Below are 21,617 nucleotides of genomic sequence, written 5' to 3'. Positions count from 1 at the left end.
GTGGCTGCGCCTCCGCAGCCGCTGCGGGTACGGAACCAAGCGAATTCCCCAGAGCCAGAGCCAGCGCTGATCCAGCGCAGAGCAGGGAGCTTCGCCGTCGAAACACTCGGAACACAAGGAACCTTTCTGTCGGGAAGGGTGCTGACCTGGGACATCGTAGCTCTCGTGCCCATTACGGCGCAGACCGTCTCACCGTGCCTTCGCGGCAGCCTGGAACACCGCTCTGCCCGGCTCGACGAGGACCTCGTTGTCTCCCGGCAGGGAGAGTCGACCGCGGCCGCTGCCGCGGACGAGCGCGCCGAGCTCTGCCACCCGCACGGCGCCGAGGTTCTGGGCAGGAACTCCGCAGCGAAGCAGCCAGTTCCGCAGCACCCGGTGCAGGATCGCATCCGCACACTCGGTGAGGTCGGCCAGCGGCAGCTGCGCATCGACGCCGATCTCGGCGCTGATTTCCTCGGCCTGGGCGTCGAGGCAGTCGGCGTCTGCACGGCACAGGTCGGCGGTGCGGGCGAGGTTCGCCGTGATGGGTTGGCCGAGCTCGGTTTCGAGGCCGGCGAGCAGCTGTCGCGCCCGCACCCGGGTGAACGCGGTGTCGACGTTCATCGGGTCGTTCCAGACCTCGATGTCCTGCGCCCGGCAGGAGGCTTCCGTCTGCTCCCGGTCGAGGCCGAGCAGGGGACGCAGCAGCCGACCCGTCTGCGGGCTCATCCCCGCCAGCGACCGGGTGCCCGAACCGCGCATGAGTCCGAGGAGGACGGTCTCGGCCTGGTCGCTGCGGGTGTGGGCGGTGAGAATCCAGTCGGCACCTGCCGCTGTCCGTGCGGTCTCGAGCGCGGCGTAGCGGGCAGTTCGTGCCGCGGCTTCGAGTCCCTCCTCCCCCGCGGTGATCTCGACACGGACCAGGTCGGCGGGAACGCCCCAGGATTCGGCGGTGTCGACGACGTGACGGGCCACTTCGGCTGAACCGCTCTGGAGTCCGTGGTCGACGGTGAGGACGCGGGCACGCACTTCGCCTCGCCGGTGGAGGAAGGCACAGGCATGCAGCAGCGCCATCGAGTCTGCGCCCCCGGAGACAGCGACGATGATCCCGGGCGCCCGGGGCTCAGTTGCGCTCCCAACCGACGGCGGCCTCCGCGATTCGGAGGCCGCTGCGAGAGCGGATCGCACCGCGTTGCGGACGGCGCCGCTGGCCGGGTCGAGGGTGGGCCGCCTCGGCGAGGAGCGCTCAGAGTGCTCAGCCATGGATCCTCTCGAGCCAGAGCTGCGGTTCGTGGATCTCAGCGGTGCGCGGCAGATTCTCGGGTGCTGCGAAGATGCGGGAGAATCCCTTCTGTCCGACCTCGCTGCGGACGGCTCGGACGAACTTCGCCCCGTCGCGGTACTGGGCGAGTTTGAGATCCATCCCCAGCAGGTTCGTGAGCAGTCCGCCCTGCCCGGCGTCCCGGCGGGCTTCGAACTTCCGGCGCAGCTTCCGCACGCTCGGGATCACCCCGGCACCGACCTCGTCCATGACGACATCGGCATGGCCTTCGAGCAGGGACAGGATCGCCGTCGCCTCATCGAGTGCCGCGCGCATCTCTTCATCGCGGATGAGATCGACGAGGCTGGCTTCGCCCTTGACGATCCGCCCGAGCGTGGCGAAGAGCTCGACGATTCCACCGACTCCGGGCATCTTCACCCTGGTCGACACCGCCCCGGAGAGCAGGGAGCGCATGTGGTCGCGCAGCCAGGGCGCGGTGGCGAACTGCACCTGGTGGGTCGCTTCGTGCAGCGCCACCCACATCCGGAAGTCGCGCTCGTCCACGCCCATCGCCTCCTCGGCGATGAGCACCGCCGGAGCGACGAACATCAGCCGTCCGGCTTCGACGGCGAAAGGGTCGAACTGGCCGAGCACGCGCGTCGAGAGCAGAGACAGGACACCGGCGACCTCGACCGCGGCCCCCTTCGCGGTGGCCGGTGTCACGGGGGCGGGCAGGGCCGCCTCGTCGACCATCCCGTTGAGGGATTGCGCATTGGCCTTGACCCAGCCGACCTGGTCGAGCACGAGCACGGACCCGGCCGCCAGGCGCGCCCGCACGTCATCGGCGTGGGCGGGTTCGAGCAGGAACGAATCGAGCACGAGGTCCTGCGCGGTCAGCGCATTGTCCTTCATCCCGGCCACGAGCTCGTCGAGGACGCGGGCATCGGGGACCTTCGCCGCGGAGACGAGCTCACGTGCGGTGCGGGCGGCGAACTTCTCATCGACGATCATCGGCAGCCGCAATTCGCGAGTGCGGTGACGATGTCGTCCACGGTCTTTCTGGCTTCCAAGATCTTGTCCTTGTCCACGTCGTCGATTTGGATGGAGAACACGAGGTAGCGGCCTTCGGCATCGAGGACCCCACCGGCCAGGGAGGTCACGGTCGACAGTGTCCCGGTCTTCGCATGCACACTGCCGGAGGCGTTCTTCTCGTCCACAAACCGGTCGTGCAGGGTGCCGGTGAGACCGCCGACCGGAAAGTAGCTGATGAGGCCGGCCAGGGAGTCATCGGCGACGACGGAGGCTTGGAGGATCGTCGTGAGGTCGTGCGGGGCGATCCGGTTGTCATAGGACAGGCCCGAAGTGTCCACGAGGCGGGTGCGGCCGAGGTCGACCGAATCGCCGAGGGTTTTGAGCACGGCCTGCGGTCCGGCCTCGAGACTGCCGTCCTCGCCCTGGGCGATGGCAACCTCGTTGCCGAGCACCTCGGCGACCACGTTGTCACTGTGGACGAGCGCGTATTCGACGATCTCGGAGATCGTCGCCGACTCGACCCGTGCGAGCTCCTTCCCGTTCGCGCCAGCACCGTCCTCGGACTCCTGCGAACCAGCATCACTGTCGGCGCTGCTCTTCGCTTCTGCGTCGTCGTCTGCTGCGGTCGTGGTGATCCCGGCTTTCTTCAGTTCCTTCGCGAAGACCTTCAGCGCGTCGGCGGCCGGGTGCTCGCTGCGGGCTCGCCATTCCCGGTCCTTCGGTCCGATGTAGGCGGTGTCGACCATGAGCGGTTGGATCGGGGTGATCACACCCTTGGCGATGTCAGCGCGGTCCCATCCGGAGTCGAAGTCCTCACCGGTGTACCTACTCGTGTCCAGCGCGAGCGCCACCTCGGTGATGTCGTCGTCTTTGAGGGCCTGCGCAGTGTCCTCGGCCAAGGTCCGCAGCCCACCGTGCCCGTTGACCGAACCGGGATCGGAGTCCCCGGCTCCCAGGAGCACGTCCCCTCCTCCGGTCAGGGTCAGGGTGTTGGCATCGGCGTCGAAGTCCGCCGTCGTCGCCAACCGCGCCTGACCGCCGATGGATTTCAGCGCCGCTGCCGCGGTGAGCACCTTCGTCACCGAGGCGGGAGTGCGCGGTTTCGTTTCGTTCTTCGCATAGAGGACCTCGTCGGAGAGTCCGTCCCGGACTTCGAGGCCGAAGCCCTTGACCTTCGAATCCTTGAGGATGGGCGCGATCTTCTTCTCAACCTTCGTCGGCACGGAGGCGGAGTCTGCCACCGCCGAGGCGGGGGCGGGCACTTCCTTTGCCTGCGCTTGGGGATTCGGCACAGCTTGGACGGAGATCGGCGGCTCCGTGGTCAGCACGCCGGGCAGCCCGGGGACGAGGTCGAAGGCGTCGACGGCCGCGTAGGCACCGAGTGCCAGGACGAGGACCCCGGCAGTGATCGCCCCGCCTCTTCCCCTGCGGCGTCGACGCTTCACGGCATCGGAGCGCGGGGAATCGGAGTCCGTCGAGTCCGCAGTCTTCGGCTCATCGGGGATGTCGTTCAAACGCGCTTCTCATTCCTCGACGGCCGAGAAGGCCGCCGTCGGTGGACGGTGACGGGGACTTGTACCATCTATTCTAGTGATGCACCCCTAACGTGAAGGAGCACTATGGAACTGTTGGCCACAATCGAGATCCCGCGCGGATCCCGCATCAAGTACGAAGTCGACCATGAGACCGGTCGTGTCAAGCTCGACCGCTATCTCTACACCTCGATGCAGTACCCCGCCGATTACGGCTTCATCGAGGACACGCTCGGCAACGACGGTGACCCCCTCGACGTTCTCGTGCTGCTGCCCGAACCGCTGTTCCCCGGTGTGCTCATCGACGTCCGCCCCATCGGCATGTTCCAGATGGAGGACGAGGCCGGAGGCGACGACAAGGTCCTCGCCGTGCCCGCCGGTGACCCCCGCTGGGAGTCCTACACGGACATCTCGGATGTGGACAAGTTCATGCTCGACTCGATCGAGCACTTCTTCAACCGCTACAAGGACCTCGAGCCCGGAAAGTACGTCAAGGGTTCGAGCTGGGCCGGCCGGGAAGCCGCCGAGGCCGAGGTCAACGCCTCCATCGAGCGCTTCAAGGCGGAGGGCCACTGAGCCGCTCCCCCCTCAAACGCACCTGACCGCCCGGATGATGTCATCCGGGCGGTCGTGTCATGTGGGCGGGTGACCTGCTGACCGGCACCGACGAGTGACGATGCTCACGATTTCTTAGGTCACCCTAAGGGGCAGTGTGAGCCAGGTTATGCCATCGTCGAGTCATGAAACTCGATCATGTGTCATACGCCAGTGAACCTGATGGCTACCGTGCGACGGCCGAGCGGATCTCGGAGAAGCTCGGTGTGGTTCCCTACGACGGCGGTGTGCATCCTCGATTCGGCACCAGAAATCTCATCTTCCCCCTCGCGAACGGCCACTATCTCGAAGTCGTAGAAGCCTTGGAGCACCCGGCCGCTCTCTCAACCCCTTTCGGTCAGGCAGTGCGAGCTCGCTCCGAGCTCGGCGGCGGCTGGATGGGCTGGTGCGTCTCGGTCGAAGATCTCGCCGCGGTCGAAACCCGCCTCGAGCGCAAAGCCGTCGACGGCAACCGCACACCGGAGTCCGGTTTGGAACTCAAGTGGCTGCAGATCGGCATCAAGGGGCTCATCGCCGACCCCCAGCTGCCGTTCTTCATCAAGTGGTCTGCCGATTCCTCACAGCATCCGTCGACCTATAAGACGAATCCCGCTGTCGCCATCGACACGCTGCAGATCGCGGGCGACCGTGATCGACTGCGTGATTGGCTGGGTACTCAGGACGCGAAGCCGATCCCGGAGATCCACATCGACTGGTCCGCACCCCACGGGACGCCGGGCATTATGTCGGTGAGCTTCGAGACGAAGAACGGGTCCGTCACCATCTGAGATGGCCGACCTCGAGGCGTCGGTGCCGGCCGCGACGCCGGCCCCACGCCGCGGCGCCGGCCGACTATGGCCGAAGACCGGTGATGCGACGGAGTTCAGGACGGTCTGTGCTGAATCCGGTACTGGATTCCATCACAGGCCGTCCTGAACTCGACGTCAGCGGTTTCTCCCGCGCTGCCCTTCTGCATCTTTCAGCCAAGTGGCGGCCGAACTGGGGTCACTCGGCGTGGGTCTCCTCGACCGACTCCCCGGTGCCGTCCGCGGGTGATGCATTCTTCCGACGCATATGAGCGGCCGTGGCCATGGCTCCGCCGACGGCGAGCAGCCCGGCACCCCCGCCGAGCAGAGGCAGCGTGCTGTCCGAACCGGTCCACGGCAGCTCGCCGCCGGATCCCGAACCGCCGCCTGAGCTGCTCGATCCGGAGCCTGCGCTGCCGGCGGAGGAGCCTGCGTCACTGCCTCCGCTCGAGGCCGCTCCCGCGGCTGCGGCGTCCTTCGCTCCGTCCTGGGATCCAGCCGTCGACCCCGAGCTGTCAGCGCCGCTTCCGGTCGTGTCACCTTTCGCATCGGCGTTCTCATCCGATCCGGTGCCGTCGGCGCTGCCGTTCTCACCGGCATCGGCACCACCGGCATCTGAACCATCGGCCTCGGCGTCCTGGTCCTTCGGCGGATCCGTCGGGTCCGGCGCCGAGCCGCCGTCTCCCTTGATCACCTGGACAACGGTCGGTCGCGGCAGCGCAGCCACCCCCTTTTCGACATCGGTCTCATCCACATAGTCGGGGAAGCGCGAATGCTGGTCTGACCAGGACCCGTCTTCGCCCGGGTGTTGGACGGCGACGAACGCCGAATCGTAATCGTCGTGCACGAGCGGCCCGCAGACCTCTGCCTCGCGTGGAACGGAGAGGAACTGTTCGACCCGTCCGCGCTGGCTGCCGTCGATCGTGACCTTGAACAGACCATCGCAGTACCCGATGCCGTCGGGAGCGCCGTCGGTGGAGATCCACAGGTTCCCGGCCGTGTCGAAGGCGACGTTGTCCGGACATGAGATCGGTGAGACCTGATCTTCGGGGAATCCGGAGAAGTAGGTGGCGTCTCCCTGTTTCGGGTCACCGCAGACGATGAGCAGCGTCCAGTCGAACTGGGTGCCCGTATGGTCGCCTGAGCGTTCCGTGATTTCGACGATGTGACCGTCGCGGTTCTCGGTCCGCGGGTTCGCTTCGTCGGCGGCCGCCTTTCCGTCGGTGCCGCGATCGGAGTTGTTCGTGCAGGCGACGTAGATGCGACCGTTGACCGGGTTTGGTTCGACGTCTTCGCACCGGTCCATCTTCGTCGGACCGACCTTATCGGCGGCGAGGCGTGTATGGACGAGGACCTCTTCGACGGAGAATCCCGAGACCTGGGACTGGCCGTCCTTGAGCAACGGCAGCCACTGTCCGCTGCCATCGAATTCGCCGTCGGCGGGCACTTCGCCGCTCCCGTCGATCTCGGACTTCGGCGAGTTGCCGGTGAACTTCGCGACGTAGAGGTCGCCTGCGGTCAGCAGGGTCTTGTTGTGTTCGCGGTCGCCTTCGACATAGGTGCCCTTCGACACGAACTTGTACAGGTAGTCGAACTTCTCGTCGTCTCCCATATAGGCCACGGCGTGCCCCGAGTCGGAGATCGTGATGTTCGCGCCTTCATGTTTGAACCGGCCCATGTTCGTGTGTTTGTGCGGAGTGGAGGTCGGGTCCCACGGGTCGACCTCGACGATCCAGCCGAACCGGTTCGCTTCGTTGGCGTAGCCGGCGTTGTTCGTGTCGAATCGGTCGAGATCGGCTTCCCAGCCATTCGCCGATTCGTCGCTGCTCAGGCCGTAGCGTTTGTCCTCCGCCGAGGTGCCCGGTGTTCTGAAGTACGAGTTGAAGTTCTCCTCACCGGAGACCACGGTGCCCCACGGGGTGAGCCCACCAGAGCAGTTGCCGACGGTGCCCTGGACCTTGTCGCCGTTCGGGTAGTCCTTCGTCCGCAGCAGATCGGTTCCGGCGGCGGGACCGGTGAACTCGTATTCGGTGTCGATGAGGAACCGGCGGTTCTTCTTGCCATTGACGTCGACCGTCCACGTCGACTTCTCGTCCTTGCGGGTGAGTTCGGCCACGGTCAGTCCGTGTGCTTCGCGGCTGATCGCTCGTTGGTCGTCCCCATCCATGTCGTCGGGGTACATGATGGCGTCGTTCGTGTACTCCTGGTTGGAGAACAGCAGTGCCCGGTTCGAATCGCTGTCGTCGACCTGGATGGACAGATAGTCGTTGTTGTAGCCGAATTGGCGACGCTGGGCCTCCGGGGTCTGGTTCTCGGGATCGAACTTGGGGGCGTCGGGGAACAGTGGGTCGCCCCAGCGCACGATCGGGTGCCACGTGTAACCGTCGGGGACGATGAATTCGTCGACTTCATGCTGGACGGGGTCGATGGCAGTGAAGGCGAGGCTGCCGGCGGTCGCGGCCGCGGCGCTGCGCGCGGTCGGGCTGGGCGCAGTGGTCACAGCGATCGCCAGGGCACCGGCGGCGGAGGCGCCGAGGACCGCGCGACGGCTGAGCTTCGCATTGACGATATCGCGGAAGTAACCGTTCGCCGATGTGTTGCAGGTGGCCTTGAGACACGCGTTGTCGCACTTGAGAGCGCAGGTGACGGGGCTGCGCTTGCCGCGCACGTGGTTGGCCATCGGCAGCAGGGTTCTCATCGGTTCTCTCCTCGTATCGGATTGTCTCTCCCCTTCCGCGGCCCGCACCGGATGACGGCACGACCCGGAAAGGCTCACCCGATCGAGACTTCCATCGGCAGGAAGCCCTGTGACGACCCGTCGGTGAACTGAGGATGAATCCGTGTGGACGAGTGCATGTTCGGGCCTCAGCCGAAATCGATGAGTGTGAGCACTCCCGGGGCCAGGAAACCGACCGCGTCGATGATGAAGTGCGCCCACACCAGCGGCATCAGTCGACCGCGGCGCAGGAAGTACCAGCCGAAGATGATGCCCATGGCGATGTTGCCGAGGAACGGCCCAATCCCCTGATAGAGGTGGTAGCTGGCCCGGAAGACCGCCAGAGAGATGATGATCGTCCACGGCCCATATCCCAGCCGCCGCAGACGGTCGGCGCCGAACCCGAAGATGAGGACCTCTTCGAGGATGCCGTTCTTCGCCGCGGCGAGGATGAGAACCGGAATCGTCCACCAGTGATCGCCGAGGTTGGACGGTTGGAGCTCGGCAGTGATCCCGAGTGCCCTCCCGGTTGCGTACATCCCGAGGGTGCCGATGCCGATGATGACGAAGAGGAGACTGCCGTGCCCGAGGTCTCGGAGTCGGTGCCCGTCGACGCCGAGGCGGCCGCTCAGGCTCCGATTCCCGGCATCGCGGGTGAGCAGGTAGAGGGCGAGGAGGACGGGAACGAGGCTGAATCCGATGTCGAACAGCTGGTAGATGAGGTCGAAGCCGGGCCGCGGGGACTGCGAGGTGTTGAGTTTGGCTTGGGCTTCGCCGATGGGTCCTCGGGTGAGGATATCGGCCAGCCGCACGACCGCGTAGACGGCCGATTGGCCCAGGGACAGGGCCGCAACGACACCGAGCTCGAACCACAGGCGCTTTCTCTCCTGCCGTTCGAGCTCGGTCGTCATGCACCCCACTGTAGCCGGGTCGGCTCAGTGCTTGGGTTCGCTGCCTCCGTCGTCGTGACGCGGGTTGTGGCTGCGCAGTGTGAAGTCCGAATCCGCGCTGCCGCGTCCGGCTGCCCCGGGACGGCCCGTTCTGGGTTCATCCGAGCCGGGCTCACCCGTGCCGAGTTGGGACGCGTCTGGCTCATCCATGCCGGGTTCGTCCGAGTCGGACTCTGCTGCTCCGGATCCGCCTTCGTCTGCTGCCGGTGTGGGTTCGTCCGTCACCGAGGCGGCTGCACCGGAATCGGTCGGCCGCGGCTCGTCCTCCGGCCGAGTCGAATCCCGATCGGGCGCTTCCGCACGTGCCTCGGCCGAGTCGAGGACCTCGCCGCGGGCCATGTTCTTCACGTACCGCTTCTCCGCACGCCGTTCCTTGACTCCCTCGAGCAGGAGGTAGAGCACGGGCACGAGGATGAGCGTGAGCAGCGTCGAGCTGACCAGGCCGCCGATGACGACGATCGCCAACGGCTTCGAGATGAACACTCCCCCACCGGTCAGACCCAGTGCCATGGGCAGCAGCGCGAAGATCGTCGCGGCTGCGGTCATGAGGATCGGACGGAAACGCAGCCTCGCACCGTGGACGACCGCCGTGCGCAGATCCACTCCACGCAGACGGAAGTGGTTGATGAGGTCGATGAGCACGATCGCGTTCGTGACCACGATGCCGATGAGCATGAGCAGACCGATCATCGATGTCAGCCCCAGTGGGGTGTCGGTGATGAGCGAAAGCGCAACCGAACCGGTGGCCGCGAACGGGATCGAGACGAGGAGGATCAGCGGCTGCAGCAGCGACTTGAACGTGGCGACCATGATGACGAAGACGATGAGGATCGCAGCGAGCATCGCCAGGCCCAGCTGAGCGAACGCGTCGTTCTGCTCCTGAGTCGCACCGCCGGTGTCGACGCTGACCGATTCGGGCAGGTCGACATCGTCGAGAGCGGACTGCACCTCTGTCGACACGGCACCGAGGTCATCACCCTCCGGGGTCACAGACACGGTCGTCGAACGCTGCGCATCCGTGTGACGGATCGTTGGAGCGGTCTTGACCTCCTTGACCTCCGCAACATCGTCGAGCTTGATGAACCGCGGCTCCCCGGTCACCGCGGGAGCACCCGCGTTCGGGTCGCCGCCGGCCGCACCGGCACCGCCCGCACCGCCAGCGTCTCCGGCAGCACCAGCGTCTCCGGCACCTCCAGCCGCTCCGGCGCCTCCGGCCGCTCCAGCATCACCGGCTGCGCCGGCATCGTCCGCACCGCCGGCTGCCCCTGCCCCGCCGGGAGCGGGGGCCGCTTCCTTCGGCTTGCCGGGGATCTTCAGATCGCGCAGCTTCTTCACCGTATCGGCATTGCGGTCGAAGAGCAGCACCGAGTGGGAGACATCGTCGATGACGACCTCGCCCACCTGCTGACCGTGCATGGCACGCTGCACATACTGTCCGATGGCCGCCTCGGTGAGGTTCTCTTCTGCGGCCTTCTTATGATCGACTTTGACCTCGATGACGGGCTGAACCGACTCGATGTCGCTGGTCACCGACTGCGCGCTGGAGACTCCCTCGAGCTGGTCAGTGACCTTCTTCGTCGCGGCCTCGAGCTCCTTGGGGTCCGTGGCCGAGAGCGTGATGTCGATCGTCTGCGCCCCGGGTGTCGAACTCTGGCTGAGCACCTCGACCTCACCGACGTCCTTGAGACCGTCGAAGTCCTTCTGCAGGTCGGTGGAGATCGACTCCGCAGAGACACCGGATTTCGTGTTGACGATATAGGTGCCCGTCAGCGAGGAGTCATCGGTGAACCCGAATGTCGTCCCGCCCAGCGACAGCTGGTAGTTGTCGACATCAGAGTTGTCGGCGAGGACGTCTTCGACCTTCTCCGCCTGTTTCGACGCTTCGTCGAGGTCGGTGCCCGGATCGAAGGCCTGCGAGACCTGCAGGGAGTCCTGTCCGGTGTCGCCGAACAGTTCGGTCTTCAGCTGCGGGATCATCGCACCGGTGCCGGCGAGCACGAGCACGGCGATGAGGATCATCACCAGCGGGTGCTTCGTCGAGAAGGCGATGGCCGGCATGTAGGTCTTCTGCAGACGTGTCACCGGCGAATGCATTCCGGCGAGCTCGTCGACTTCCTGTGTGCCGTCCTCGGATTCGCCGTAGCGCGGGCCGTCGGCGCTCACACCGACAGGTCCACCGGCGCGTGCCCCTTCGGCCTCGTCGACGGCTGCGGTGTCTTCGGCGTCGGCGCCGGCAGCGACCATGTCGCGGTTCTTCTCCGCCTTCTTCGCGGCCTTCTTCTCCGTCCGCCACTGCGCGAGCATCGACTTGCGGCTGCGGCGGATCTCCGCCTTCTCCGCCCGGGTGAGCTTGACCTTCGACTCGCGTTGGCGCAGGAACCAATAGGCAAGCACCGGAACGATCGTCAAAGCGACGAACAGCGACGACAGGAGAGCGATCGTGGCGGTCAGCGCGAAGGGACGGAACATCTCACCGGTCTGCCCGGTGACGAACGCCAGCGGCAGGAACACGGCGACCGTCGTCAGAGTCGAGGCGGTGATCGCGCCGGCGACTTCGGAGACTGCAGCGAGGATGTTCGAGAACTTGTCACCGCCGGAGGCGTGCCGTCGTCTGATCGCTTCGATGACGACGATGGAGTCATCGACGACGCGGCCGACGGAGATCGTCAGCGCGCCGAGGGTGAGCATATTCAGAGTCTCCCCGCCCATCCACAGGCCGACGAGCGCGATGAGCAGCGACAGCGGGATCGAGATCGCGGTGATGATCGTCGCCCGCACCGAGAGCAGGAAGACGAGGATGACGAGGACGGCGAAGATCAGGCCGAGTCCGCCCTCGTTGAGCAGGTCGTCGATGGACTGTTCGATGAAGGGTGCCTGGTCGAAGGCGGAGACGAACTTCGTGTTCTCGCCCATCATCTTCTCGAGCTCGGGCAGTTTGTCGGCCACCGCGTGCGAGACATCGACGGTGTTCGCGTCGGACTCCTTCATCACCGACACCGACAGCGAAGGCTGGCCGTTGGTCCGGGAGATCGACTCGACCGGTTCGTCGACGAGTTCGACATCCGCGACGTCGGAGACCTTGATCGGGCCGTCCTTGCCGGAGATGACGAGATCCTTGATCGCATCGATCGACCGGATCCGGGTGCCGACCTCGACAGGAGCCGCACCGTCGGCGCCCTTGAGTTCACCCGCCGAGGTGGGCACACCGTTGGACTGGAGGATTCCGGCCACCTCGTCGAGGTTCGCCCCTTCATCCTCGAGATCGTCACGACGGATGCTGATCTCGACCTGTTTGGTCTTCGCACCGGCGATCTGGACCTGGGAGACTCCGTCGATCTTCTTCAGTTCCGGTTCGACGATGTCTTCGAGGTTCGCCGCCAGATGGTCCTCATCGGCGTCGGAGGTCACCGACAGGGCGAGCACCGGGATATCGTCGGTGCCCATCATCATGACATTGGGTTCGACCCCGTCGGGCAGGCTCGGCTGCACCTGGGACACGGCGCGCTGCAGGGCTCTGACGACATCGTCGGAGTCGTCGCCGTACTTCGTGCTCACCGTGATCTGCGCACTGCCGGCAGAAGAGGTCGAAGTCATGTCTTCGACCTCGGGCAGGGCGGTCAGCGCACCTTCCAACGGGTCGGTGACTTCGGATTCGACGGCCTCGGGGGTGGCGCCTTCATAGGAGGCGGTGACCGTCGCCTGGGGATTGTCGAGGGATGGGAAGAGCTCTTGCTTGAGCGCACCGGCTCCGATGACGCCGAAGATCACGGCAACGACGGAGATGAGCGCGATGAGCGCCCGGTTCTTCAAGCTCAGCCGGGTCAGGAAACTCACAGAGGGGACTTTCTGGTCGTAGGCAGGGCGACGACGCAGCACGTCGACTCCACCATCCTAGTGAATGTCCGCTGGGCGGCACATGAGGAAAACCTGACTCCTCAGGACTCTTTCTTCGTCTCCCGCACCTGCCGCGGACGAGTCTCACGACCGAAGAACCACAGCCCCGCAGCGATGACGCCGAGGAGGCCGGTGAGCAGGAACGCCCACGAGTAGTCGAAGCGGTCGACGATCGCACCGGCGATGATGGGCCCGATGATCGCACCGCCGTCGAGAGCCATCTGGTACCGCGCGAGCACTCGACCGCCCTTGCGTTCGCGGCCGATGACATCGGCCACGGTCGCCTGCTGGGCGGGGTTGGCCAGTCCGGAGCCGACTCCGGCGATGACGGAGAAGACGAAGAAGACCCAGATCGCGTCGGTGAACGCCAACGCCGCAGTGGTCACGCCGAGGACGAAGAGTCCCCATTGGATGAAGGGTTTGCGGCCGAGCGTGTCGGCGAAGCGTCCGACGACGGTCACAGCTGAGGCGTTGCCGATGGCGAACATGGTCAGGGCCAGTCCGGCTACGGCAGTGTCGGCCTTGAGGGCTTGGATCGCGAACAGCGGGTAGATGGCCACGCGGATGCCCATCGCCGACCAGCCTTGGACGAAGGCAGAGATGAGAGCCGAACGGTAGGCCGAGTCGCTCCACGCCTGGCGGAAGGTCATGACTTCCTGCTGCTTCTCATTCTTCGTCGCCTCCAGGCGGGCACGCCCGGATTTCGTCGAGGATCCGAACGCCGCGGTCGAGGCGAGGAAGACGCGCACGACGATCGCGGCCAGCAGCAGACCGACGGCGTAGATGATGAACGGCACGCGCATGCCCCAACCGGCCATGGCCCCGCCGAGGACGGGGCCGGCGATGTTGCCGACGAGGAAAGCGGTGGCGTAGGTCGATGAGGCTTTCGCGCGCGCATCGATCGGTGCGAGACGGACGATGAGCGCCATCGCGGAGACACTGAACATCGTCGACCCGATGCCGCCGAGGCCGCGGAAGACCAGCAGCTGCCAGTAGTTCTGCGCAAAGGCCACGGCCGCGGTGGAGGCAGCGACGATGAGGAGTCCGGTGATGTAGATCCGGCGTTCGCCGAAGGCGTCGACGAGGCGGCCCGACGACGGTGAGAAGACGAACCGGAAGAATGCGAAGGAGGAGACGACGATCGTAGCGGCGGTGACGCCGAAGTCGAAGCTCGCTGCGAACTGCGGCAGCACCGGGGCGATGATGCCATAGCCGAGTGCCACGATGAATGCCGCGGCCACGAGGACGTAGATCTCCTTGGGCAGCCGGCGTGCCTCGTCCTCGAGGGCGGGGGCCGTTGAGTCGGTGTCGGCTCCCGGTGATACGGCGCTGTGGTCCCGGTCGTCGTGGCCTGTCACAGGGTATCGAGGAACTGTTCGGGCGACGGCAGCGGTCGGGTGCTCGTGGCCAGGCGCTGTCGGTACCGTTCGGGAACGGCACCGATGTAGAACCACCCCATGAGCAGTTCGGAATCCTTGAGCCGGTGGAGCCGGCGGACCGGTTCGCTGTTGGCCAGGGTGCCCGAGCGCCACATCACTCCCCAGCCGGCCTGCCACAGGGCGAGTTCGAGCAGATGACCGGCTCCGGCGGCGGTGGCGTGCTGCTCCCATTCGGGAACCTTCTCATGCTTCGTCGGTGAGGCCACGAGCGCGAGCAGCAGCTCGGCCCGCAGGGGCTTCTGGTTGACCTCGCCGGGTTTGCGTCTGACTCCCCCGGCTTCGTCGAGGGCTTCACCGAGGCGGTGCCGGTCGTCTCCGCGGATGATGAGGAATCGCCAGGGGCGCAGTCCCTTGTGGTCGGCGACCGAGGAGATCGAGCGGATGAGTTCGAGCAGGTCGGCGTCGTTCGGGGTCTCCGGATCGACCTTGGAGATGGAACGACGCGTCGACAGGGCGTGGAGGACGGGGTCGGCGACGAGGTCGATCGATGACGGCACGGAGTAGTCAGGCCCGCGCCGGGTCGGCAGCCCGGATTCGCTGCTGCCGTTCCCGGCAGCAGCGGCCGCCCCGGCGGGCTGGGCGTTCTTCGCCTCCTCGGCGGCGAGGTTCTTCGCCCACGGTCCGGTGTTGCCGTCGAGGAAATGCGCGCGGACGCGTTCCTTCGTCACCTGACAGGCACCGTCATCGTAGGCACGGTCCGTGTCCTTGCCGGTGGAGCCTTTGGACTTCTTGTGCTTCTTGTCTTTGTGTTTGCCCTTCTTGTGCCCGCCCATCAGCTCACCCATTCGGCGAAGGCGGTGCGGGCTCGGTGGAGCTTCGGATCGATGATGACACGGCAGTAGCCGTTGTCGGAGTTCGCGGTGTAGAAGTCCTGGTGGACCGCCTCGGCGGGGTAGAACGTACCGAGCGGTTCGAGGGTCGTGACAATCGGGTCGTCGAAGAGCGCCTGCGCGGATTCGATGGCCTGCGCGAAATGCTGCTTCTCGGCCTCATCTCGATAGAACATCGCCGAACGGTATTGGGTGCCGACGTCGTAGCCCTGCCGGTTGAGGCTCGTCGGGTCGTGTCCGGTGAAGAAGAGCCCGAGGATGACCTCTTCGGGAACGATATCGGCGTCGAAGGTCACCTGGAGTGCTTCGGCGTGACCGGTGGTGCCGCTGCAGACCTCACGGTAGCGGGGATCGTCGGTATGACCGCCCGTGTATCCGGAGATCACTTCTCTCACGCCGGTGGTCCGTTGGTAGACGGCGTCGAGGCACCAGAAGCAGCCGGCGCCGAGGGTGAGGGTACGAAGATCGCTCATAACTCGTATAACGATGACACACGCGAGTTATTCCCGGCAGACTCCGCCTGCCTTCGACTCTCGATCGGGTCATCGTCGGGGCCGGCCGTCTGCTCGAAAATGGCCGTCTTCTCGAAAATGACGGGGCCCTCCGGCTCATTGCCCGTCGACGCGGATGCTCAGTTCCTCCGGTCGCGGCCAGGACTCCAGCGTGTGCACCTGTTCGTCGAAGACCTCGTCCGTGATCTCGAGACTCGACCAGTAGGCGGCTTCGTCCTCGTCGCCGGTCTCCTCGGGGTGGAGAGTGCCCGGCACGGAGTCGCGCAGGGCCGCGGCGGTGAGCATGTCTGCGTCGGTGTCCGCAATCGGTTCGCCCAGGTCCAATCGGTTCAGGCGCCCGTCGACGATTTCGATGCTGAGTTCCATGCTGCCCTTCGCCTCACCACCGGCTGCCCGGTCCGCACTGTCATCGGCATGGTCGGCGACACAGGTGAGACCGGTGATCGGGTAGGTCTGCATGGCCGGCACGATTGAAGGACTCACCGTGCGGGGACGAACTTCGATCGAGACGATGTCTTCTCCTTCAAGCACCTGCGCAAGCTGCTGGGAGTCGAGGCGGACCGGCTCGTCCCCCGAATGGAGAGAGTCCGGGTAAGTCACCCACACGAAGAACTGCGCGGAGTCGAACTGCTTGCGGACCGCCTCGGCGGTGGAAGGGGAATTCGGGTGCGGCTGGGACAGCAGGAGCTCGACCGATTCGCGGATATGAGCGGGCAGCTCGATTTCGACCGGGGCCCAGTTCGTCTCCTCGCCGTCGTCGGCCCAGGATCCGACCGTGTCGATGACCGCACCGGTCAGTGCCACGAGCCCGCCGCTGGCCACGGCGTTGAGCCCACGGCCCACGCCCTTCGGCAGCCGCTTGTCGACGGCCGCGGCGATGTTCTCTGTCAAAGGCCACAATGCCCAGCCGGCTGCCCCGGCCGCCACTGCGGTGGCTGCATTGAGAAATCTCGGTGACTTCAGGTCCGCGCGCTCATCCCACCACGCTTCGGGGTCGACACCGCCCTCACGCCCTCCGGTGCGGCCCTCTGCGTCGACTTCATAGGAGTAGCTCACCGGCCCGGTGCCCCGGCCTGTGAAGGATTCGAGGAATTCATCGATGCCGCTCGATCCGCCGACCTTGCCGAGGAACGCGGTGGTTCCGGTGAGCCAAGTCAGACCGCCGGTTGCCAATGCGGTGCCCAACCGCAGGCACCGCTGGTTCTCGGCCGAGACGTCACGCCTGCGGACCAGCGCGAGGGACGCTGCCGCCAGCGTGGCGGCAGTGCGGACGATTCGGTGATGACGCTGGGGGATGTCGGGAAGACGCATGCCCTCATCCCAGCATGTTCACCTGTGTTATTGGTGGGAACCGTCCTCACATCACCATGCCGCTGGGCAGGGCGAAGCCGAGTTCGGCGGCGGCCTTCTGCGTCGAGGGCTGATTCCAGAATTTCGCCACAGAGTCGTTCGTCGCCAACGACCGCATTTCGGCCTTGTCGAGGAACAGGATTCCGGACAGGTGGTCGGTCTCGTGGGCGACGATGCGGGCGGACCAGCCGGTCACCACCTCGGCGATGGGCTCGCCGTCCACAGCGGTGCCGCGCAGTTCGACCTCACGCGGGCGAGCGACGACGGCTTGGTATCCGGGGATCGACAGGCAGCCTTCGTAGAAGGCGACGTCCTCACCGGTGGCCCGCTCGTACTCGGCGTTGAGGACCACGCGCAGGGGCATCGGCTCGCGCTGGCGTGCCGCGGCGACCTCCGGGTCCCGAGCTCCCGGATCCTCGGCGACGAACATCGACAGGCCGATGCCCACCTGCGGGGCGGCGAGGCCGACGCCGGGGGCTGAGAGCATGGTCGCCCGCATCACCTCGGCGAGCTTGGCCAGCTCCGCGTCGTCGACCTGTCCGTCGAAGGGACGGGTTTCAGCGCGCAGCGCCGGGTCGCCGGCCTCGACGATGTCCGCGATCCCGCCGCCTGCCTCGGCGGCGGCGAGGACGGTGCGGATCTGGTCGGCGATGATCGCATCGGCTTCGTGCATCTTCCGTGTCCCTCCGTGGATCAGTCCGCGCGGGCGACGATGAGTTCGGCGTGCTTGAGCAGCGGAGCGTCGATCATCTTGCCTTCGAACGCGAACGCGCCCTTCTCCGTGGTGGCGAGTTCGAGGACGGACTTCGCCCAGGTCAGCTGTTCCTCGCTGGGACGGAAGGCGTCCCGGACGACGGGCACGTGGTTGGGGTGGATGGAGACCTTGCCGGAGAACCCGGACTGCACGGCGTCCTCGGCCTCGTCCGCCAGCCCCTCGAGGTTGGGGATGTCGGCCCAGATCGAGTCGAGGGCGTACTTGCCGTGAGCACGCGCAGCCAGCAGGGTCTGGCTGCGCACGTGCTTGGCCACGTCACGGTAGGCGCCGTCGGCGGTGCGCGAGGATCCTCCGCCGAGATCGGCGATGAGGTCCTCAGAGCCCCACATGAGCGCGAAGGTGTTCGGGGCCGCAGCGATCTCGGCGACGTTGACGGCCCCGAGCGCGGTTTCGATGAGCGCGATGACCTGGTAGTCGGCGAGGATCGTCAGGTCGGTGCCCCGTTCGGACTTCGGCAGCATCACGGCCGTGTACTCGGTCTGCGCGAGCATCTTGAGATCCTCGCCGAGGTGGTCCGAATCCCTGGCATTGATGCGCACGACCGTACGCGTGGGGTCGAGCGGGAAGTCGATGATCGCCTCACGTGCAGCGGCTTTGTCCCCGTCGTTGACCGCATCTTCGAGGTCGAGGATGACGATGTCGGAGCGTTCGGCGGCCTTCGTGTACCGGTCGGGGCGGTCGCCGGGGCAGAAGAGCCAGGCGGGTTTGAACTCGAGGGCCATGGGAGTGCTCACTTTCCTGATTCGGTCTGGTCGTCTGCGGTCGCGTGTCCCGCGTCCTTCGCGTGGCTCGAGTCGAACATCATGGTCTGACGCACGGCTTTGGCCACAAGGGTGCCGTCCTGGTTGTAGCCGCGGTGTTCGAGGGTGACGATGCCCTGCCCGGGACGGGACTTCGAGTTGCGCTTGTCGAGGATCGTCGTCTCCGCGTAGAGCGTGTCACCGTGGAACAGGGGTGCCGGGAAGCTGACCTCGGAGAAGCCGAGGTTGCCGACGATCGTGCCCTGGGTCAGCTGGGTCACGGACAGGCCGATGAGGGTGGCCAGGGTGAACATCGAATTGACGAGGCGCTGGCCGAAGGGCTCGGTCTCGGCGAAGGCCGCGTCGAGGTGGAGGGCCTGCGTATTCATGGTCACGGCGGTGAACCAGGTGTTGTCCGCCTCGGTGATGGTGCGCCCCGGCGCATGCTTGTAGGTCGCTCCGACTTCCATCTCGTCCAGCCACAGACCTCGTTGTTCGATGACCTTCTCACTCATGTGTCACTCCTCACTCGTCGTGATTTGAGCTTATCGTCTGTCTCCGGCCCGCTGCGAGTCAGGGCCGGGTTTCGGTAGGCTCACACCCATCATGGCCATTGTGCGCACGCTCTACGTCGCCACCCACCCGGAGTCCGAGCACCATGTCGACGGTTGTCTTCCCTCCCGTGCCGGCCGGGCCCTGCGGCCACGATCTGCGCCTCGATCATTTCGAAGGCATCGAAGGCGCGGAGACCCGGCGTGAGGCGGGTGCCCGCGTCTATGCGGCGATGGACCGGATTCTGACGCGCCCGCGTGACCACCAGGTGGTGGTCACTCATGGGTTCTCGCACACCTTCGTCGTCGGCCGCTGGCTGCAGCTGCCGCTCGAGGCGATGGGACGGGCAGCCTTCGCGGCCTCACCGGGGTGCATCACCGAGCTGGTCGAGGATGACGTGTTCGGCAACCGCACTCTGCGCACACTGGCGGCCGTGGACCACCTCGACGATGTCTGAGGCGATCCACGGTCGTTGTGATGTTTCGTGCGGACGCTGCGGACTGTTGGGCGGATGAGCGCTGCTGCCTCATTCCCGGCGGGCCGAGGCAGGCTGTTTCCGGTCTCGGCTCAGGAGCCGAGCTCTGCATCGAGGACTCTGAATGCAGAGTTCCATCCGTCGTAGGCGCTCGCTTCGGAACCGGAATCGTTCGGGATGCCGGTCACGGAGAATGTCATGCGGGTGGTGGCCTCGTCGATCTCGTCGAATTCGATGCTCACCCGCGGCGATGCGTCGATCTCCTCGGGACTGCCCCAGGTGAAGTCCAACCGCCGGGGCTGCTCGACGCGCAGATATCTGCCGGCGACCGGGAACTCCTGACCGGTCTCCTCGATGACCATCGTGTACGCGTAGAGGCCGCCTTCGCGGAGGTCGACGCTCACCGAGTCGCGTGGGGTGACGAGGGTCTCCGGGTGGAACCAGCGGGCCATGACGTCCGGGGTGGTCCAGGCCCGCCAGACCTGTGCGCGGGGTGCGGAGAAATCGCGGACGATGGTGAAGCCGGGCTCCTCGGTCTCGGTCGGGTTCGTGTCGGCGGTGGTGTCATTCGTGTTCATGATGCTCCTCCTTGAGTCGATCATCTTCCGTATAGGACTGCACGGGTTCAGGACGTCTCAGCCTGCTGGTCGGCGGCCAGAACCTGGTCGAGATTGTCGAATCGCTGCTGCCATTCGTCGTGAGCGGCCTGCAGCCAGCCGGTTGCAGCGGACAGCCTATCGACGTTCAGCGACACGATTCGTCTCTGGGCGCTCTTCGACCTCGTGATCAGGCCGGCACTCTCGAGCACCTTGAGGTGCTGGGAGACTGCGGACCGGCTGATCGGCAGCGGATCCGCCAGCTCTCCCGAACTCAAATCCCCATCACGGAGTCGATCGATGATCGCTCTGCGCGTGGGGTCGGCCAGAGCCCCGAAAACGAGATCCAAAGTCATTGAAGCACCTACTTAATTAAGTACCGCCTACAATACAGTCCTCAATGCAGGTGTCAAGGGTTCTGCACGGTCAGTGTTCACGTGATCGCCCCCCGTCTCGGCCGACCGGATCCGTCCCGGCATTCGTTTCCGGCAGGGGCATCGATTCCGACTAGGCTGGGAGTGTGCCGTTTCGGCCCACCCCTGAGTTCGAGGAGAGACATGGATCGCGATTCGATCGAATGCTGGCTGACCGATATGGACGGCGTCCTGGTCAAAGAGAACAACCCCCTGCCCGGGGCCGCTGAACTGCTCGCCCAATGGCGGCAGGCTGACATCCCCTACCTGGTGCTGACGAACAATTCGATCTACACCGCCCGAGACCTCTCGGCCCGGCTGCGTTCGAACGGACTCGACGTCCCCGAGGCGAACATCTGGACCTCGGCCATGGCCACCGCGGACTTCCTGTCCAATCAGGTCGATCACGGCACCGCCTATGTCGTCGGCGAGGCGGGGCTGACGACGGCTATCCACGAAGCTGGGTTCGTCATGACCGAACACGACCCGGACTTCGTCGTCGTCGGCGAAACGCATTCGTACTCGTTCGAAGCGATCACGAAGGCGATCCGCCTCATCGATGCCGGTTCCCGCTTCATCGTCACGAACCCGGACGCCACCGGCCCCAGCCCCGAGGGTGTCCTTCCGGCCACCGGCGCCATCGCCGCTCTCATCACGAAGGCGACGAACCGCGATCCCTACGTGGTGGGCAAGCCGAATCCGATGATGTTCCGTTCAGCCCTGAACAAGATCGGCGCGCATTCGATGAGCACTGCAATGATCGGAGACCGCATGGACACCGACATCATCGCCGGCATGGAAGCCGGCATGCACACCGTGCTCGTACTGTCGGGAATCTCCACCGTCGAGGATGTCCGCGCCTTCCCGTTCCGCCCCAACGAGATCGTCGACGGAGTCCACGAGCTCCTCGACGTCCCACTGGAGGCGCGCAGCGAGCTCGGCCCGGACGTCACCGGCTCCGCCTGAGACTCGCTGGCCCCGCTGGTTCGCTGGCCCAGGACGCGATGCCCCCAAAAACATAGGTCACTATCGGATACTTTCAAGCGGGCGGTTTCTATCTTCTAGTGCAACACCCGGCCTGACCAGCACGGTCGGGTCGGGACAGCACTTGAGAAGGAGCCCATCATGCGACCAGTCCCTTTCGACCACCTCGACGCGTTCTTCGTCTGCC

19 protein-coding genes are annotated in these 21,617 nt (G+C 65.8%); 4 read left to right on the top strand and 15 right to left on the bottom strand.

The genetic code is table 11. The annotated features are described in order from the left end of the window. Window positions 1–189: 189 nt before the first annotated feature. Genes tilS through dacB form a run of 3 tightly spaced genes read right to left on the bottom strand, consistent with a single transcriptional unit; the run spans window position 190 to window position 3,786 of the window. Complete coding sequence (gene tilS, locus ACPUD7_RS14535; RefSeq protein WP_135537248.1) at window positions 190–1,242, bottom strand: tRNA lysidine(34) synthetase TilS; 1,053 nt, start codon at window positions 1,240–1,242, stop codon at window positions 190–192. Further along, the gene (locus ACPUD7_RS14530) at window positions 1,235–2,263 is read right to left on the bottom strand and encodes a zinc-dependent metalloprotease (RefSeq protein ID WP_240689520.1); all 1,029 of its coding nucleotides are present in this window, start codon (window positions 2,261–2,263) and stop codon (window positions 1,235–1,237) included. Before ACPUD7_RS14530 ends, tilS begins: the two co-directional genes overlap by 8 nt. Further along, the gene (gene dacB / locus ACPUD7_RS14525) at window positions 2,248–3,786 is read right to left on the bottom strand and encodes a D-alanyl-D-alanine carboxypeptidase/D-alanyl-D-alanine endopeptidase (protein ID WP_240689521.1); all 1,539 of its coding nucleotides are present in this window, start codon (window positions 3,784–3,786) and stop codon (window positions 2,248–2,250) included. Before dacB ends, ACPUD7_RS14530 begins: the two co-directional genes overlap by 16 nt. A 105-nt stretch (window positions 3,787–3,891) precedes the next feature. On the opposite strand from dacB, the gene ACPUD7_RS14520 reads away from it, so the two are divergent. Continuing rightward, window positions 3,892–4,380: an inorganic diphosphatase gene (locus ACPUD7_RS14520; RefSeq protein WP_135537249.1), complete on the top strand. Its 489-nt coding sequence runs from the start codon at window positions 3,892–3,894 to the stop codon at window positions 4,378–4,380. Between the two features lie 164 nt (window positions 4,381–4,544). Continuing rightward, entirely contained in the window at window positions 4,545–5,186 is a 642-nt protein-coding gene (locus tag ACPUD7_RS14515) for a VOC family protein (RefSeq protein WP_135537250.1), read from the top strand. 217 nt (window positions 5,187–5,403) lie between these two features. Here the strand turns inward: ACPUD7_RS14515 and ACPUD7_RS14510 are convergent, their stop codons facing one another. The 10 genes from ACPUD7_RS14510 to ACPUD7_RS14465 form a co-directional block, all read right to left on the bottom strand. Further along, entirely contained in the window at window positions 5,404–7,902 is a 2,499-nt protein-coding gene (locus ACPUD7_RS14510) for a PhoX family protein (RefSeq protein ID WP_135537251.1), read from the bottom strand. A 167-nt stretch (window positions 7,903–8,069) separates the two neighbouring features. Beyond that, a complete protein-coding gene (locus ACPUD7_RS14505; RefSeq protein ID WP_425120282.1) occupies window positions 8,070–8,831 on the bottom strand; it encodes a CPBP family intramembrane glutamic endopeptidase in 762 nt (253 codons plus the stop codon). Between the two features lie 24 nt (window positions 8,832–8,855). Continuing rightward, window positions 8,856–12,704: an efflux RND transporter permease subunit gene (locus tag ACPUD7_RS14500; protein WP_425120281.1), complete on the bottom strand. Its 3,849-nt coding sequence runs from the start codon at window positions 12,702–12,704 to the stop codon at window positions 8,856–8,858. A gap of 101 nt (window positions 12,705–12,805) precedes the next feature. Beyond that, entirely contained in the window at window positions 12,806–14,029 is a 1,224-nt protein-coding gene (locus ACPUD7_RS14495) for an MFS transporter (RefSeq protein WP_135537492.1), read from the bottom strand. Between the two features lie 89 nt (window positions 14,030–14,118). Then, window positions 14,119–14,988, bottom strand: coding sequence for a nitroreductase family protein (locus ACPUD7_RS14490; RefSeq protein WP_240689524.1), 870 nt, complete (start codon window positions 14,986–14,988; stop codon window positions 14,119–14,121). Then, a complete protein-coding gene (msrA, locus tag ACPUD7_RS14485) occupies window positions 14,976–15,506 on the bottom strand; it encodes a peptide-methionine (S)-S-oxide reductase MsrA (RefSeq protein ID WP_135537253.1) in 531 nt (176 codons plus the stop codon). Before msrA ends, ACPUD7_RS14490 begins: the two co-directional genes overlap by 13 nt. A 135-nt stretch (window positions 15,507–15,641) precedes the next feature. Next, window positions 15,642–16,856 carry a hypothetical protein gene (locus tag ACPUD7_RS14480; protein ID WP_135537254.1) on the bottom strand — a complete coding sequence of 405 codons (1,215 nt, stop codon included), beginning with the start codon at window positions 16,854–16,856 and terminating at the stop codon, window positions 15,642–15,644. A 46-nt stretch (window positions 16,857–16,902) separates the two neighbouring features. Further along, the gene (locus ACPUD7_RS14475; RefSeq protein WP_135537255.1) at window positions 16,903–17,568 is read right to left on the bottom strand and encodes a peptide deformylase; all 666 of its coding nucleotides are present in this window, start codon (window positions 17,566–17,568) and stop codon (window positions 16,903–16,905) included. A gap of 20 nt (window positions 17,569–17,588) precedes the next feature. Beyond that, window positions 17,589–18,392 (bottom strand): HpcH/HpaI aldolase/citrate lyase family protein, encoded by an 804-nt coding sequence (locus tag ACPUD7_RS14470; protein WP_135537494.1) that lies wholly within the window; start codon window positions 18,390–18,392, stop codon window positions 17,589–17,591. An 8-nt stretch (window positions 18,393–18,400) separates the two neighbouring features. Beyond that, window positions 18,401–18,925 carry a MaoC family dehydratase gene (locus tag ACPUD7_RS14465; RefSeq protein ID WP_135537256.1) on the bottom strand — a complete coding sequence of 175 codons (525 nt, stop codon included), beginning with the start codon at window positions 18,923–18,925 and terminating at the stop codon, window positions 18,401–18,403. A gap of 143 nt (window positions 18,926–19,068) precedes the next feature. Between ACPUD7_RS14465 and ACPUD7_RS14460 the strand changes: the two genes are divergently transcribed. Beyond that, window positions 19,069–19,419: a histidine phosphatase family protein gene (locus ACPUD7_RS14460; RefSeq protein ID WP_135537257.1), complete on the top strand. Its 351-nt coding sequence runs from the start codon at window positions 19,069–19,071 to the stop codon at window positions 19,417–19,419. A gap of 110 nt (window positions 19,420–19,529) precedes the next feature. On the opposite strand, the gene ACPUD7_RS14455 is transcribed toward ACPUD7_RS14460, so the two are convergent. Together ACPUD7_RS14455 and ACPUD7_RS14450 are read right to left on the bottom strand one after the other, a co-directional pair. Then, complete coding sequence (locus tag ACPUD7_RS14455) at window positions 19,530–20,015, bottom strand: SRPBCC family protein (protein WP_135537258.1); 486 nt, start codon at window positions 20,013–20,015, stop codon at window positions 19,530–19,532. 47 nt (window positions 20,016–20,062) lie between these two features. Next, window positions 20,063–20,389, bottom strand: a complete 327-nt coding sequence (locus ACPUD7_RS14450) for an ArsR/SmtB family transcription factor (RefSeq protein WP_135537259.1) — start codon at window positions 20,387–20,389, stop codon at window positions 20,063–20,065. A gap of 201 nt (window positions 20,390–20,590) precedes the next feature. Between ACPUD7_RS14450 and ACPUD7_RS14445 the strand changes: the two genes are divergently transcribed. Next, window positions 20,591–21,412 carry an HAD-IIA family hydrolase gene (locus ACPUD7_RS14445; RefSeq protein ID WP_135537260.1) on the top strand — a complete coding sequence of 274 codons (822 nt, stop codon included), beginning with the start codon at window positions 20,591–20,593 and terminating at the stop codon, window positions 21,410–21,412. Window positions 21,413–21,617: the final 205 nt, after the last annotated feature.

Origin of the sequence: Brevibacterium sp. FAM 24630 (assembly GCF_049804075.1) — a bacterium.
GTDB lineage: Bacteria > Actinomycetota > Actinomycetes > Actinomycetales > Brevibacteriaceae > Brevibacterium.
Note: the sequence above shows the minus strand (reverse complement) of the source record. Positions and strands in the feature narration are given on the sequence as shown.